At 56.6% G+C, this 14,425-nt stretch carries 16 protein-coding genes and 1 other annotated feature; of the genes, 2 read left to right on the plus strand and 14 right to left on the minus strand.

Going from position 1 to position 14,425, the window contains the following annotated elements; all coding sequences use genetic code 11:
* Positions 1–277: 277 nt before the first annotated feature.
* The 14 genes from btuD to AC4PR2_RS09340 form a co-directional block, all read right to left on the minus strand.
* Complete coding sequence (gene btuD, locus AC4PR2_RS09275) at positions 278–1,033, minus strand: vitamin B12 ABC transporter ATP-binding protein BtuD (protein ID WP_049198618.1); 756 nt, start codon at positions 1,031–1,033, stop codon at positions 278–280.
* 5 nt (positions 1,034–1,038) lie between these two features.
* Positions 1,039–1,590: a glutathione peroxidase gene (locus AC4PR2_RS09280; RefSeq protein ID WP_337046733.1), complete on the minus strand. Its 552-nt coding sequence runs from the start codon at positions 1,588–1,590 to the stop codon at positions 1,039–1,041.
* Between the two features lie 45 nt (positions 1,591–1,635).
* Complete coding sequence (btuC, locus tag AC4PR2_RS09285) at positions 1,636–2,643, minus strand: vitamin B12 ABC transporter permease BtuC (RefSeq protein ID WP_060440072.1); 1,008 nt, start codon at positions 2,641–2,643, stop codon at positions 1,636–1,638.
* A 179-nt stretch (positions 2,644–2,822) separates the two neighbouring features.
* A complete protein-coding gene (locus AC4PR2_RS09290) occupies positions 2,823–3,233 on the minus strand; it encodes a DUF2502 domain-containing protein (RefSeq protein ID WP_038871079.1) in 411 nt (136 codons plus the stop codon).
* A 553-nt stretch (positions 3,234–3,786) separates the two neighbouring features.
* Positions 3,787–4,083 (minus strand): integration host factor subunit alpha, encoded by a 297-nt coding sequence (ihfA, locus tag AC4PR2_RS09295; RefSeq protein ID WP_004931414.1) that lies wholly within the window; start codon positions 4,081–4,083, stop codon positions 3,787–3,789.
* Positions 4,084–4,087: 4 nt separating this feature from the next.
* The gene (gene pheT, locus AC4PR2_RS09300; RefSeq protein ID WP_492175054.1) at positions 4,088–6,475 is read right to left on the minus strand and encodes a phenylalanine--tRNA ligase subunit beta; all 2,388 of its coding nucleotides are present in this window, start codon (positions 6,473–6,475) and stop codon (positions 4,088–4,090) included.
* A gap of 14 nt (positions 6,476–6,489) precedes the next feature.
* Positions 6,490–7,473 carry a phenylalanine--tRNA ligase subunit alpha gene (gene pheS / locus AC4PR2_RS09305; protein ID WP_004931416.1) on the minus strand — a complete coding sequence of 328 codons (984 nt, stop codon included), beginning with the start codon at positions 7,471–7,473 and terminating at the stop codon, positions 6,490–6,492.
* Positions 7,474–7,660: 187 nt separating this feature from the next.
* Positions 7,661–7,783 (minus strand) — a sequence feature (Phe leader region).
* On the minus strand, positions 7,735–7,779 hold the full coding sequence (gene pheM, locus AC4PR2_RS09310) for a pheST operon leader peptide PheM (protein WP_121626058.1): 45 nt from the start codon (positions 7,777–7,779) through the stop codon (positions 7,735–7,737). It overlaps the preceding feature by 45 nt.
* A gap of 113 nt (positions 7,784–7,896) precedes the next feature.
* Positions 7,897–8,253, minus strand: a complete 357-nt coding sequence (gene rplT / locus AC4PR2_RS09315; protein ID WP_004931417.1) for a 50S ribosomal protein L20 — start codon at positions 8,251–8,253, stop codon at positions 7,897–7,899.
* Positions 8,254–8,296: 43 nt separating this feature from the next.
* Positions 8,297–8,494 (minus strand): 50S ribosomal protein L35, encoded by a 198-nt coding sequence (rpmI, locus tag AC4PR2_RS09320; RefSeq protein ID WP_004931418.1) that lies wholly within the window; start codon positions 8,492–8,494, stop codon positions 8,297–8,299.
* Positions 8,495–8,592: 98 nt separating this feature from the next.
* Positions 8,593–9,144 carry a translation initiation factor IF-3 gene (infC, locus tag AC4PR2_RS09325; protein ID WP_492175068.1) on the minus strand — a complete coding sequence of 184 codons (552 nt, stop codon included), beginning with the start codon at positions 9,142–9,144 and terminating at the stop codon, positions 8,593–8,595.
* Between the two features lie 3 nt (positions 9,145–9,147).
* Complete coding sequence (gene thrS, locus AC4PR2_RS09330; RefSeq protein ID WP_492175055.1) at positions 9,148–11,076, minus strand: threonine--tRNA ligase; 1,929 nt, start codon at positions 11,074–11,076, stop codon at positions 9,148–9,150.
* Positions 11,077–11,291: 215 nt separating this feature from the next.
* Positions 11,292–11,915 (minus strand): hypothetical protein, encoded by a 624-nt coding sequence (locus AC4PR2_RS09335; protein WP_492175056.1) that lies wholly within the window; start codon positions 11,913–11,915, stop codon positions 11,292–11,294.
* Positions 11,916–12,154: 239 nt separating this feature from the next.
* Positions 12,155–13,204 carry a CAP-Gly protein gene (locus AC4PR2_RS09340; RefSeq protein ID WP_492175057.1) on the minus strand — a complete coding sequence of 350 codons (1,050 nt, stop codon included), beginning with the start codon at positions 13,202–13,204 and terminating at the stop codon, positions 12,155–12,157.
* Between the two features lie 224 nt (positions 13,205–13,428).
* Between AC4PR2_RS09340 and AC4PR2_RS09345 the strand changes: the two genes are divergently transcribed.
* Both AC4PR2_RS09345 and AC4PR2_RS09350 read left to right on the plus strand, forming a co-directional pair.
* Complete coding sequence (locus AC4PR2_RS09345) at positions 13,429–13,617, plus strand: hypothetical protein (RefSeq protein ID WP_047727675.1); 189 nt, start codon at positions 13,429–13,431, stop codon at positions 13,615–13,617.
* A 105-nt stretch (positions 13,618–13,722) separates the two neighbouring features.
* On the plus strand, positions 13,723–14,409 hold the full coding sequence (locus tag AC4PR2_RS09350) for a MarC family NAAT transporter (protein WP_038877591.1): 687 nt from the start codon (positions 13,723–13,725) through the stop codon (positions 14,407–14,409).
* Positions 14,410–14,425: the final 16 nt, after the last annotated feature.

Raw genomic sequence — 14,425 nt, forward strand, 5'->3', positions numbered from 1 at the left:
ACTAAACCTTAAGACGAGACTTGTCATCAGTGGGTCAACTGATTGGTGGGTGTCGCCATCATCTATTTAAAATCATTATTAAAATCAATTTCTTATATTTATTAATAATTATTTACGTATTTTATTTTTGCCGAATCAAGCGTAGCACGTCATCGACGTTTTTCAAGAAAATCGATAAGAAAATGAGAGGCAGCCCAATATTAACCGATGATTACCCGGCTATTTATATTCACTACGTTTAGTTTTCGTTTACGTTGCGCCCCGCCGTCGTCGCGACTCAAGCCGTGCGGGTCATGATCCAACGCTGGTCCCCCACCCATTGCAGGTGGAAGTCCACTTCATAGATCTGCGACAGCAGCGCGGGTGCCATCACCTCACGCGTGGCCCCCTGTGCCACCAGCCGCCCGGCGTGCAGCAACCAAACCCGATCGGCCTGCTGTAAGGTATGATTCAGATCGTGCGCGCACACCAGCGCGCTGCGCCCGCTCTGGCAAAATTCCCGCAGCAGGCGATCCAGCGCGACTTTCTGCGCCACGTCCAGGCTGTTGGTCGGCTCATCCAGCAACAACAGCCGACTGTGCGGATTGACGCTGGGCCACACCTGCAGCAACACCGCCGCCAGCCGCACCCGCTGCCATTCGCCACCGGAGAGCTGCGTCAGCATGCGTGACAGCTTATCCACCAGCTTCAGCCGCTGGCACAAATAGAGAATGGCGTGTTCCACATCGGTTTGCGCCGCTGCCGCTGGCCGGTGCAAGGCCAAATACTGGAACACCGGCATCAGCGACACCGGCGGCTGTTGCTGGCTGAGATAGCCACGCCGGCATGCCAGCGCGTTACCCGGATAATCGGCCAGCGCGCGCCCGTCCAGGCGAACCTCGCCCAGCCCCGGCAGCATGCCGGCCACCCGCGCCAGCAAGGTGCTCTTCCCGGCGCCGTTTGGGCCGATCAGATGAACCTGCAACCCGCCTTCAATCTGTGCCGAAAAAGGCGCCAGGCGCCCCGCCACCCCAACCTCGACGAGTTGCAGCATCCGTCTTATCCTGCCAGCGCTTGTTTTACCGCCGCCACCAGCACCGGATCTTCCGGCGTGGTGTCAGGCGAGAAGCGTTGGGTCACCGTGCCGTCGCGCGCGACGAGGAATTTCTCGAAGTTCCACAGAATATCGCCGGCGTGCTTCGGCGCCCGCCCTTTGCTGGTCATCCGCGCCAGGAACTCGCTGCCCTGCGGTGCGACAGCATCCGGCTGCGCGGCAATCAGCGCCTGGTACAGCGGATGCCGATGTTCGCCGTTCACCTCAATCTTGGCGAACATCGGGAATTGCACGCCGAAGGTGCCGCGGCAAAACGCCAGGATCTCTTCGTTGCTGCCCGGCTCCTGGCCCAGGAATTCATTGGACGGGAACCCCAAAACTTCCAGCCCCCGATCGCGATAGGTTTCGTACAGCGCTTCCAGCCCTTCATATTGCTTGGTCAGGCCGCACTCCGAGGCCACGTTGACCACCAGCAGCACCTTACCCTGATAGGCGCCCAGCGTGGTCGCCTGGTTTTCGATGGTGTGTAACGGCAGGTTGTAGATTGGCTTGCTCATCGGTTGTCATCCTTTGGTTTTTTAATGGCAGGTGAATGAAGAAAACTACCTTACGCCCTTTGTTCGGGTCAGTAACCAGATAAATAGCGGCGCCCCCAGCGTGGCGGTCACCACGCCGATCGGCAGCTCGGCCGCCAGCAGCGCAACGCGGGCGATCACATCGGCCACCAGCAACACCCCGGCTCCCGCCAGCGCGCAGGCCGGCAGCAGATAGCGCTGGTCGGTCAGGCCGGTGAGCCGCAAAATATGCGGGATCACCAACCCAACAAAGCCAATCACTCCGGCGAGCGCCACGCTGACGCCGACCAGCCAGCCGATCGCCAGCACCAGCAAATTACGCCACAGATGCAGCGACAGCCCAAGTTGCCGCGCCTGCACCTCGCCCAGCGCCATCAGGTTGAGCGCTCTGCCCTGGCCGCACAGCCACAGCAGCACCGGCAGCAGCGCCAGCACCAGCCACTTTTGCCGCCAGTCCACGCCGCCGAAACCGCCCATCATCCAGTACATCAGCTGCCGCAGATCGAGGCTGGTGCTGAAATAGACCGCCCAGGTCATCAGCGCGCTGCACACGATGCCCAGCGCCACGCCAACCAGCAACAGCCGAGCATTGGTCAGGCGACGGCGCCGAGCGAAGCCCAGCAGCAAAAAGGTCATCGCCAGCGCACCGGCTATCGCGGCGGCGCTCATCAGCGCCACCGGCAACAAACCGTGCCCCAACAGCACCGTCAACACCAGCGCGACGCCGGCGCCGTTAGCCACCCCCAGCAGACCGGGCTCCGCCAGCGGGTTTTCAAACAGCGCCTGCATCACCGCGCCTGCCACCGCCAGGGCGGCGCCGACCAGCATCACCGCCAGCGCGCGCGGTAAACGCAGTTGCCAAACGAACAACTGCGCCCGATCGCTGAACCACGCTGACGGCCATATCCATTGGTCACCGGCGCAGAGGCTGAACAGCAACGCCACCGCCACGCCCAGCGCCAGCAGAGTGATCTGGCGCTTATCGCGGTAGCGCTGATGTTGCAACAGTAAGGTGAAAGTACGGCTGGTTGGCATGGCGCGGCGTTTCCCTGCCGGCCGCTGTCGTGGCCGGATAATTGACGTCTGAGTCGAATATTAGGGGGTTAACGCCGCAAGGGGAAGCCTTGCGTAGGCGATGGCGCAGGAAAGCAGCGGCTGGCCCTGCCCGTCATCACCATGATGATGGCAAAACCAGCCGCCGAAAAACTCAGGGATTAACGATGCGGGCCGGCGTTGCCCGGTGGATAAGGCTGACCGCGGCCGTCATCGCGCCGGTCATGGTCACCCCGATCGTCATGACGGCGGTCGCGATTATCGCGATCGCCATGGAACGGATTGCCGCTGCGCTCCGGCTCACGATGCTCATAACCACGCGGCGGCGAAGGTTGCCAGCGTCCGCCGTCCCAGTACAAACCGCGCGCATTGCGCTCACCCAGACCGCGGCCCTGGTGCGCATGCCACCACTGCGGTGGACGCCAGTCGTAGCCATCCCAGTAGTAGCCGCGACGGTCCTGATCCCCCAGATGCAGGGAAACGCCCGGCACGTTGATATCGACGGACACATCGGCCTGCGCGGCCAGCGGCAGCAACAGCGGGAAACACACCAGCAACAGGATCTTTTTCATTTTACCTTCTCACTCTATTTTTCTTGCTGCAGTGGTTATATCAGCGTGCTTATTTAACGACTATCTCATCGATGCCTATTTTCAGATCGTTTTCGACGGCCTTACACAATCCCTACACTGTTTGCCGCCGCCTTTAATTATCATAACCACTGACAAGGTTTAACGAATAACTGACGTCCCTCAAGCCGCAAGACAATTATAATTAAATGGATTCCCACCGGAGGATAATAAGATGATTAAACGTATCGGTATGTTGCTGGCCGTTGTGGCCCTGGCCTCAAGCCTCAGCGCCTGCTGCTGGGGCCCGCACTGGGGTGGAGGCCACCGCGGCGACGGCCCAGGCCATTATTATGGCCGTTATTGAAATGACAAATAAGGCCACCCATCAAATAAAATAAGACATAAGAATATTCCGCAAATAAGATTAAATAAATTTTCGCCGTAGTGCTTTAATGAATAAATTTAATTCTTACATTGCCCATTAGGAATAAACTGAATTTTCCCAAAAAAAAGAAAAAGGCCGCGCAAGCGGCCTTTTTTGATGTCACGTCACTCACCCTTTCGGGCTGGCGTTTTCTACCCGGCTTTTCAGCTTCTGCCCCGGACGGAAGGTCACCACGCGGCGCGCCGTAATCGGAATGTCTTCGCCGGTCTTCGGGTTACGCCCCGGACGTTGGTTCTTGTCACGCAGATCAAAGTTGCCAAAACCCGACAGTTTTACCTGTTCGCCATTCTCAAGGGCCCGACGGACCTCTTCAAAGAACAGTTCCACCAGGTCTTTGGCGTCCCGTTTGCTAAGCCCAAGCTTCTCAAACAGGTGTTCTGACATTTCAGCTTTAGTAAGCGCCATAGGTTCAATCCCTCAAGGATGCTTGGAATCGCTGTTTTAGAGCCTCTACGCATTTTGCAACGGTAGCGGCTATCTCCTCTTCTTCCAGTGTACGAGCGGTATCCTGCAATACCAGACTGATAGCCAGGCTCTTGTCACCTTCTGCCACGCCCTTGCCACGGTACACGTCAAACAAGTTTACGCCAACTACCTGATTTGCGCCAACTTTCTTACACTCGGCCAAAATATCTTCTGCGGGGACGTTTTCAGCCACCACAACGGCGATATCACGGCGGTTTGCCGGGAAGCGCGAAATCTCCCGCGCCTGAGGCACGGCGCGGCTCGCAAGCTTGTTCCACTCCAGTTCAAACACCACGGTGCGGCCGTTAAGATCCAGTTTACGTTCAAGTTCCGGGTGAACCACACCGATGAAACCTACGCGTTCGCCGTGCAAATAAATCGCCGCACTTTGCCCTGGATGCAGGGCCGGATTGGCTTCCGCCCGGAACTGAATTTCGGATAATTTACCGGTCAGCTCGAGGACAGACTCCAGATCCCCTTTTAAATCATAGAAGTCGACGGGCTTGCGCGCCAGATCCCAATGCTCATCGTGCGTATGGCCAGCGATCACGCCTGCCAGCATGACATCCTGACGGATACCCAGATCTGCCGCACTATCAGGCACAAAGCGCAGGCCGCTTTCGAACAGGCGCAGGCGCGTCTGCTGGCGGTTCTGGTTATACACCACCGCAGACAGCAGGCCGGTCCACAGCGACAGACGCATCGCCGACATCTCGACCGAAATCGGGCTCGGCAGGATCAGCGCTTCTTCATTCGGATGCAGCAATGCCTGCACTTTCGGATCGACGAAGCTGTAGGTGATCGCTTCCTGGTAGCCGTGATCGACCAGCATGGTCTTCACGCGCTTGAGCGTCAGATCGGCTTCGCGATGCTGGGTCATCACCAGATCGGCACGAACCGGCACATCCGGGATGTTGTCGTAGCCGTAAACGCGCGCCACTTCTTCCACCAGGTCCTCTTCGATCTCCATATCGAAACGCCAGCTCGGCGCGACCGCTTGCCAGCTGTCGCCCTGTTCGGTTACCTGGCAACCCAGGCGACGCAGAATGTCGCTAACCTGCTGGCTCGGCACCACGTGGCCGATCAGGCGATCCAGCTTCTCGCGGCGCAGCGTGATGGTAGCGCGCTTCGGCAGTTCGTTTTCATCGGTCACGTCGATAACCGGGCCGGCCTGGCCGCCGCAGATGTCGAGCAGCAGGCGCGTAGCGCGCTCCATCGCTTTGTACTGCAGCGCCGGATCGACGCCGCGCTCATAGCGGTGAGAAGCATCGGTGTGCAGGCCGTGACGGCGTGCGCGACCGGTGATCGACAGCGGGCTGAAGAAGGCGCACTCCAGCAGCACGTCCTGAGTTTCCCCGTTGACGCCGGAATGCTCGCCGCCGAAGATGCCGCCCATCGCCAGTGCTTTTTGATGATCGGCGATCACTAAGGTGTCGGCGTTCAGTTTGGCTTCGTTGCCGTCCAGCAGCGTCAAGGTTTCCCCTTCTTCCGCCATGCGCACCACGATGCCGCCGTCGATGCGGCTCAGATCGAAGGCGTGCATCGGCTGCCCAAGCTCCAGCAGCACATAGTTGGTGACGTCAACCACGGCATCGATAGAACGGATACCGCAGCGACGCAGTTTTTCACGCATCCACAGCGGGGTTGGCGCCTTAACGTCGATGCCTTTCACTACGCGGCCCAGATAGCGTGGGCACGCCTGCGGCGCGTCAACGCGGATCGGCAGCGTGGCGTCGATGGTGGCGGCTACCGGGCTCATGTCCGGCTCGGTCAGCGCAACCTGGTTCAGTACGCCCACGTCGCGCGCAACGCCGATGATGCCCAGGCAGTCGGCGCGGTTCGGGGTAACGCTGATCTCGATGGTGTTGTCGTTCAGTTTCAGATAGTCGCAGATGTCGGTGCCGATCGGCGCATCCAGCGGCAGCTCAATGATACCGTCATGATCGTCGGAAATACCCAGCTCGGAGAACGAGCACAGCATGCCTTCCGAAGGTTCGCCGCGCAGCTTGGCGGCCTTGATTTTGAAATCGCCCGGCAGCACCGCGCCCACGGTGGCGACCGCCACTTTCAGGCCGGTACGGCAGTTCGGCGCGCCGCAGACGATGTCGAGCAGGCGATCGCCGCCTACGTTAACCTTGGTAACGCGCAGTTTGTCGGCGTTCGGATGCTGGCCACACTCGACCACCTCGCCCACGACGACGCCGTTAAACGCGCCGGCAACCGGATCCACGCCGTCCACTTCCAGGCCGGCCATGGTGATTTGATCGGATAATGCTTCGCTGCTGATGGCCGGGTTTACCCACTCGCGCAACCAGAGTTCACTGAATTTCATGTGATATTCCCGCCTTACTTAAACTGTTTGAGGAAACGCAGATCGTTTTCGAAGAATGCGCGCAGGTCGGTGACGCCGTAACGCAGCATCGTCAGGCGCTCCATGCCCATGCCGAAGGCGAAGCCGGAGTAAACTTCCGGATCGATGCCCACGTTGCGCAGCACGTTCGGATGCACCATGCCGCAGCCCAGCACTTCCAGCCACTTGCCGTTCTTGCCCATCACGTCCACTTCAGCGGACGGCTCGGTGAACGGGAAGTAGGACGGACGGAAACGAACCTGCAGATCTTCTTCAAAGAAGTTGTTCAGGAAATCGTGCAGCGTGCCCTTCAGGTTGGTGAAGCTGATGTCTTTATCGACGATCAGCCCTTCCATCTGGTGGAACATCGGGGTGTGCGTCTGATCGTAGTCGTTACGATAAACGCGGCCCGGCGCAATGATGCGGATCGGCGGCTGCTGGTTCTTCATGGTGCGGATCTGCACGCCTGAAGTCTGGGTGCGCAGCAGGCGCGTGGCGTCGAACCAGAAGGTGTCGTGGTCGGCGCGCGCCGGGTGATGCCCTGGAATGTTCAGCGCGTCGAAGTTATGGTAATCGTCTTCAATCTCCGGGCCGGTGGCAACGGAGAAGCCCAGCTCGCCGAAGAAGGTTTCGATACGGTCGATGGTGCGGGTCACCGGATGCAGGCCGCCGTTCTCCATGCGACGGCCCGGCAGGGACACGTCGATGGTTTCAGCCGCCAGGCGCGCGTTCAGCGCGGCGCTTTCCAGCGCGTTCTTACGCGCGTTCAGCGCGTCTTGCACCTCTTGCTTGGCCTGGTTGATCACCGCGCCGGCCGCCGGACGGTCTTCCGCCGGTACGTCGCGCAGAGACTGCATCTGCAAGGTGAAATGACCTTTCTTGCCAAAATATTCGACGCGTACCAAATCTAACGCGGCAACATCCTGGGCATCTTCTACGGCTGCCTTGGCATTGGCAACCAGCTCTGCGAGATGTGGCATTGCTTTCCTCTTCCTCTGGCCGGGATGGCCCTAAGTAATTGTTATCTATTATTCGAACACGCCTTTGAGCAATCTTCAAAGACTTTTCAATACGTTGCCGGCCAGGCGACTCACCAGCGAGGCACAAGGCTCGCTCAACGCCTGCCGCTCTCACCGCAACGCTTTGCAAGGCGGGACGATGGCCAAAAACAAAAAAGCCTCCACGAGGGAGGCTTAGGCGCTACTTTTCGTTTCTTTTCTTACGCGCAAAGCCTCCTGAAATCAGGCGCTAAAGTAAAAAAAGAAACGAAAAATAGCTGCGTGCATGATTGCGGTACCTTGTCGATGATTGCCCACCAGTGATATAGCGGCGGTCAATAAAAGTCAATATTTGTCGCTGAAAACAAAGATTAAAAGAGGGAGCAAGCTCCCTCTTCTACTGACTTACGCCAGAGCTGCTTTCGCTTTCTCAACCAGTGCGCCGAAGGCCACTTTGTCGAAGACTGCGATGTCAGCCAGGATCTTACGGTCAATTTCGATCGACGCTTTTTTCAAGCCGTTGATGAACTTGCTGTAAGACAGACCGTTCTGACGAGCAGCTGCGTTGATACGTGCAATCCACAGCTGACGGAACTGACGCTTACGTTGACGACGGTCACGGTAAGCATACTGGCCTGCTTTGATTACTGCCTGGAAGGCAACACGATATACGCGCGAACGGGCACCGTAGTAACCTTTCGCCTGCTTCATAATTTTCTTGTGACGTGCGCGTGCAATTACACCACGTTTTACGCGAGCCATATGCTCTCTCCTAAAGTCTTATTCTAAATTCAAAAAAAATGGCTTATGCGTACGGCAGGCACGCGGTAACCAGGACCAGATCGTTTTTAGACACCATGCCTTTCGGACGCAGGTGACGTTTACGCTTGGTTGCTTTTTTGGTCAGAATATGACGCAGGTTGGCATGTTTACGCTTAAAACCACCGCTGCCGGTTTTTTTGAAGCGCTTGGCTGCACCACGTACAGTTTTAATCTTTGGCATTTTAATTAAATCCACTTCGCATTGTTAAACAACGAATCAGTTGGGCGAATAAAACCCACACAGCGCAAGCGCCGCGCGGGTTCCATTACTTGTAAGCCTTACTGTTTCTTCTTAGGAGCGAGCACCATAATCATCTGGCGGCCTTCGATCTTCGTAGGGAAGGATTCGACCACTGCCAGATCCATATCTTCACACAGGTCTTTACGGACGCGGTTAAGCACTTCCTTACCGATCTGCTGGTGCGCCATCTCACGCCCACGGAAACGCAGGGTGATTTTGGCTTTATCGCCATCTTCCAGAAAGCGAATCAGGTTGCGTAGTTTGACCTGATAGTCGCCATCATCGGTGCCAGGACGGAATTTGATTTCCTTAACCTGGATAACTTTTTGCTTCTTCTTCTGTTCTTTCGTCGACTTGCTCTTCTCGTAGAGGAATTTGCCGTAATCCATGATTCGGCAAACTGGCGGTTCGGCATTTGGGCTGATTTCTACTAAATCAACGCCCGCTTCCTCAGCTTTTTCAAGAGCTTCATTCAGACTGACAATACCAATCTGCTCGCCATCGACGCCGGTTAGGCGAACTTCTTGCGCGCGAATTTCTCTGTTAATGCGATTAGGACGCGCCGGTTGAACTCGTTTTCCGCCTTTAATACTTTATTCCTCCAGTTGATGAAGACTACGGCTGCGAATCTCTTTCAGCAGCTTGTCTACGACTTCGTTTACGTCCAGGCTTCCCAAGTCTTTGCCACGGCGGGTACGAACGGCAACTTTGCCTGCTTCGACCTCTTTGTCGCCGCACACCAACATGTAAGGGACTCGACGTAAAGTATGTTCGCGAATTTTAAAGCCAATCTTCTCATTTCTCAAGTCCGCTTTCACGCGAATACCTGCATCCTGCAGTTTTTTGGTCAATTGCTGGACGTAATCAGACTGGCTGTCGGTGATATTCATCACCACCACCTGCACCGGAGCGATCCAGGTCGGGTAGAACCCGGCGTATTCTTCGGTCAGGATACCGATGAAGCGTTCCATGGAGCCCAAAATGGCGCGGTGAATCATTACCGGCACGACGCGATCGTTGTTTTCGCCAACGTACGAGGCGCCCAAACGGCCCGGCAAGAAGAAATCGAGCTGCACGGTACCACATTGCCATGCGCGATCCAAACAATCATGCAGGGTAAATTCAATTTTCGGTCCGTAGAAGGCACCCTCACCCGGCTGATATTCAAACGGAATGCCGTTCTCGGTCAGCGCGGCGGCCAGGTCTTCTTCCGCACGGGTCCACATGTCGTCGGTGCCGATGCGTTTTTCCGGACGCGTAGACAGCTTGACGGCGATCTTGTCGAAGCCGAAAGTGCCGTACACGTCATAGACCATGCGAATGCATTCGTTCACTTCGGCACGCACCTGCTCTTCGGTACAGAAGATGTGTGCGTCATCCTGAGTGAAGCCACGCACGCGCATCAGGCCGTGCAGGGAGCCCGATGGCTCGTTGCGGTGGCAGCTTCCGAACTCGCCCATGCGCAGCGGCAAATCGCGGTACGACTTCAGGCCCTGGTTGAAGATCTGCACGTGACCCGGGCAGTTCATCGGCTTGATGCAGTATTCGCGGTTTTCCGACGCGGTGGTGAACATGGCGTCTTTGTAGTTTTCCCAGTGGCCGGTTTTTTCCCACAGCACGCGGTCCATCATGAACGGACCTTTCACTTCCTGGTACTGGTACTCTTTGAGCTTCATGCGCACGAAGGCTTCCAGCTCGCGGAAGATAGTCCAACCGTCGTTGTGCCAGAACACCATGCCCGGCGCTTCTTCCTGCATGTGATACAGGTCGAGCTGTTTGCCGATCTTGCGGTGATCGCGCTTGGCCGCTTCTTCCAGACGCTGCAGGTAGGCGTTCAGCTGCTTCTTGTCTGCCCAGGCGGTGCCGTAGATACGCTGCAGCATTTTGTTTTTGCTGTCGCCGCGCCAGTAAGCGCCGGAGGTTTTCTGCAGCTTGAAATGGTGGCAGAAACGCATGTTCGGCACGTGCGGGCCACGGCACATGTCGACGTATTCTTCGTGGTGATACAGGCCAGGACGATCGTCATGGCTGATGTTCTCATCCAGGATCGCCACTTTGTAGATTTCGCCGCGCTCAGCGAAGGTGTCGCGGGCTTCTTGCCAGCTGACCTTCTTCTTGATGACGTCGTAATCCTTATCGGCCAACTCGTGCATCCGCTTTTCCAGCAGATCCAGGTCTTCCTGCGTCAGGGTGCGGTCGATATCCACGTCATAATAGAAACCGTTGTCGATCACCGGACCGATCGCCATTTTGGTATCCGGCCACAGCTGCTTGATCGCATGACCCAGCAGGTGCGCGCAGGAGTGGCGCATGATTTCCAGACCGTCTTCATCTTTGATGGTGATGATGGCCAGCTGCGCATCTGATTCGATCAGATCGCTGGCATCAACCAGCTCGCCGTTGACGCGGCCGGCGATACAGGCTTTCGCCAGGCCAGGGCCGATATCGCGCGCGACATCCATCGGGGAAACGGGGTGGTCGAAATGACGCTGACTACCGTCAGGAAGAGTAATAACAGGCATTAATAATTCCTTATCTACAGTGGTGACCCACACGACAGATCACATGCAGTACGAAAATTGGGTTTTGGGTTTGGTCAGCCAGGTTTCAGATCTCGCCCACAATTGCCAGATTGAAACCTCACTGGGTATACAGAATGGAACGCATACCTTCTCAGCCGCATTCGGCTAAGCGAATAGTATCACTAAAATTGTTCCGGATAAATAAAGCGCCGCCCTCACGCTTTCGCGTCATCCGGCGCAAAAACGGTTTTCATGTAGCTCAGGGTGGCCAGCAGGCACAGGCCGTAGCCCATCAGTTCACAGCCCTCTTCCACCATGTTTTTCACTACCCGGTTATAGCCGTCCAACATCAGCGTTTGCCACAGCGCGCTCATGCCGAACAGGCGTGAAAACACCAGAATGCACAGCAGGCCCGCGCACATCATGCCGTAGCCGGGATGCGTCACGAAATCAGCCAGGCCGCGCACCGTCGCCGCGATGTGCCTGCCGGCATGCCACAGGCAAACCAAGGCGACCGCCAGCGCGAACCACACCCACGCTCCGTGCCACAGCGCATCGAAGGCGAAGTCCATCTCGCGGATCAGCATGCAGAGAAAGAAGCCGCCGACCAGCATCCAGGCGGAGCGGCGTTCAGCCTGTCGCCAGGCCGCGGCGAAAAAACCACCGGCGATAGCAAGCAGCAACAGTTCCTGCGCCACTTCGGTCAGCGAGGTTTCATGCACGAAGTTGTGCAGCCAGTGTACGTCGATAAACACCAGGCCGACCAAGGCCGCCAAAAAAGCGCCGTAGAATAGAAAGGCAACGGCCTTCCCCAGCAAAATATTCAGCTCTTGTTTCATAATCACACTCATTATTATTTACAGCGCATCTATGTTATCCACCTGTTCTCAGGGATCGTGGCAATTGATGCCTAATACCGTACACAGCGATAAAGGTGGTCATTAATCACGCCGCAAACAATAAAAACCCCGGCACATGGCCGGGGGAAACGCCAGTCTTTCCTGGCTGTCATTTCATCACCGTCAGTATTTCAGGCTCTCATCCCTCTATCATCGAGACGCGCAAACGAGCCTGGAAATTACGCCTGCGGAGATGATACGGTGACACGCCGGGCGTTGGTGTTAACGCCCCACAAGCCTGCCAATGCACTGACCACTGCGCCAATCAACAATGCAAAGAATGACCACAGGGCAGCCCGAGACAATTCGTCCGCAGCCGCGGCAGCCTGTTCGCGCGCTTTCTGTTTCAGCTCAGCATACTCCTGTTTTGCCTGATTGATTTTTGCTTCGGCTTCATCCAAACGCTGATTAACCAGCTGCGCAGTTTTATTTTTGGCGTCGACCAAATTCTTCACAGTCTGGTCTACTTCCTGCGGCGTCATATTGGTATTTTCAACCAGCGCTTTTTTCAGTGTGTCTTGATCCACATCTTGCGAGATGGCCTCACCATGTTTTTTAAGCTTGTCGACCAGTTGCTTAATAATCGCATCGCTATTGTCGGGCTGAAGTGCCAGGGCTTTTACTGCGTCTGCCAAATCAGTCTTGGCCGCATTCAACTGTTGCTGCATGAATTCAGGCTGCAATGACGGAATACCACTTTTTTTAAGCGCCGTAACCACATCACCATGCAGCTGTTCAGGTTCCAACGTGGTGTCTATACCCAACTTGTCAAACACCTTGCCACCCACGTCCGCTAACCCGGCTGCCCCTTTGCCAATCGCTGAACCGGCACCGGAGAGCAAGCTGCCAGAGGTCGAAGCGATAGCACCCAGCGCATTGCCGGTGGCCTTCACTGCAGACCCGACCAGCATCCCGCCCAGCACCGCCGCCACAATCAGTGACGTAGCCCATACCAGGAAGCCATGAATAAGGCCGTCATTAGCAGCCAAACGTCCGGCAATAAAAGCGCCGGCAGCCAAGCTAATAATGATTGAAACAGCGGACCAAATCACTACGGTGGTACCGGCTCCATTGATTGGATCGTCTGACGTCGGATCCACGATGGAAAATCCAAGGCTGGTACCCAACGTCGACAGCAACAGTGAAACAGCCAATACGGTGATAACACCACCAATGACGCTGCCCCAGGAGATATTTTTCGCCGCTACCCATTCTTTTGCCACTTCCATAGTAAAACTCCTTTTAAGCTTTTCGATTATAAAGAGATGCCACAAAGCCTTACCAGTATAGAAGTGTTTAATCTCTTAAGCGCTTAAATGGTAAAAACAGTTAAAAATAATTAATAATAATTACAGCACGGACGTGCCTACTCTCGGCGACAACACGCTGACAGAGCGTCTTGGCATCACTATCCTTACGTTATTCACTGGTGAACAGGTCTTGAGCTCATAATATGAACCGGTTACTCGCAGTCCTCGTCGTGCTATGCGCGGTATTAGCGACGCTGTATGGGCTGGTGCATTTTGGCGCGCGTTCAGTGCCGCGAGCGATTGCGGTCAATGAAGCGCCGCTGGGGTGTGAGGATGAACCGGAGCTCGCCGGCGAGTGCAATGGTGAAGAGGAAACGCCGGCCGACGGTTAATTAACCTTCCGAGCTATCCCCATTGCCGCCAGAGACACGGCAGGCTAGGCTGTTCAGCTCATGGGCCGCCGCCTGGCGGCTTGAACGTTGCACAGGGAGTTTTTTATGACGGGTATTTTGCAGTTATTCCAGGCCATCGGACTGGGTTTGGTGCTGCTGTTGCCGCTGGCCAACCCGCTGACCACGGTGGCGTTGCTGCTCGGGTTGTCCGGCAATATGACGCGCGAAGAGCGTAACCAGCAGTCGCTGATGGCCTCGGTTTATGTGTTCTGCATCATGACGGTGGCGTTTTACGCCGGGCAGGTGGTGATGAACACCTTCGGCATTTCGATCCCCGGCCTGCGCATCGCCGGCGGGCTGATCGTCGCCTTCATCGGTTTTCGCATGTTGTTCCCCCAGCAGAGCCCTGAAGAGGCACCGGAGGTAGAGAGCAAGTCGCACGAGCTGCGCCACAAGACGTCGGCCAACATCGCCTTCGTGCCGTTGGCCATGCCGAGCACCGCCGGGCCGGGTACCATCGCGATGATCATCAGCTCGGCGTCGAGCGTCAAAGCGAACACGCTGGGTTTTGAACCCTGGGTACTGGCCGTGGCGCCGGTCGCCATCTTCCTGACGGTCGCGGTGATCCTGTGGGGCTGCCTGCTCAGTTCCGGCGCCATCATGCGCTTGGTGGGGAAAAGCGGCATCGAGGCGATCTCCCGCCTGATGGGCTTCCTGCTGGTGTGCATGGGCGTGCAGTTCATCATCAACGGCGTACTGGAGATTATCTCCACCTATACGCCGGCCGCCTGACGATAAAAAAACGGGC

Source organism: Serratia sp. A07, assembly GCF_058725505.1.

Coding starts and splice junctions, on each gene's coding strand:
- AC4PR2_RS09290 (WP_038871079.1), bottom strand. CDS start 3,233: ATGAAAAAGATCCTGTTGCTGGTGTGTTTCCCGCTGTTGCTGCCGCTG.
- AC4PR2_RS09335 (WP_492175056.1), bottom strand. CDS start 11,915: ATGAAACAAGAGCTGAATATTTTGCTGGGGAAGGCCGTTGCCTTTCTA.
- thrS (WP_492175055.1), bottom strand. CDS start 11,076: ATGCCTGTTATTACTCTTCCTGACGGTAGTCAGCGTCATTTCGACCAC.
- pheS (WP_004931416.1), bottom strand. CDS start 7,473: ATGCCACATCTCGCAGAGCTGGTTGCCAATGCCAAGGCAGCCGTAGAA.
- rpmI (WP_004931418.1), bottom strand. CDS start 8,494: ATGCCAAAGATTAAAACTGTACGTGGTGCAGCCAAGCGCTTCAAAAAA.
- pheT (WP_492175054.1), bottom strand. CDS start 6,475: ATGAAATTCAGTGAACTCTGGTTGCGCGAGTGGGTAAACCCGGCCATC.
- rplT (WP_004931417.1), bottom strand. CDS start 8,253: ATGGCTCGCGTAAAACGTGGTGTAATTGCACGCGCACGTCACAAGAAA.
- AC4PR2_RS09345 (WP_047727675.1), top strand. CDS start 13,429: ATGAACCGGTTACTCGCAGTCCTCGTCGTGCTATGCGCGGTATTAGCG.
- AC4PR2_RS09280 (WP_337046733.1), bottom strand. CDS start 1,590: ATGAGCAAGCCAATCTACAACCTGCCGTTACACACCATCGAAAACCAG.
- btuC (WP_060440072.1), bottom strand. CDS start 2,643: ATGCCAACCAGCCGTACTTTCACCTTACTGTTGCAACATCAGCGCTAC.
- btuD (WP_049198618.1), bottom strand. CDS start 1,033: ATGCTGCAACTCGTCGAGGTTGGGGTGGCGGGGCGCCTGGCGCCTTTT.
- AC4PR2_RS09350 (WP_038877591.1), top strand. CDS start 13,723: ATGACGGGTATTTTGCAGTTATTCCAGGCCATCGGACTGGGTTTGGTG.
- ihfA (WP_004931414.1), bottom strand. CDS start 4,083: ATGGCGCTTACTAAAGCTGAAATGTCAGAACACCTGTTTGAGAAGCTT.
- AC4PR2_RS09340 (WP_492175057.1), bottom strand. CDS start 13,204: ATGGAAGTGGCAAAAGAATGGGTAGCGGCGAAAAATATCTCCTGGGGC.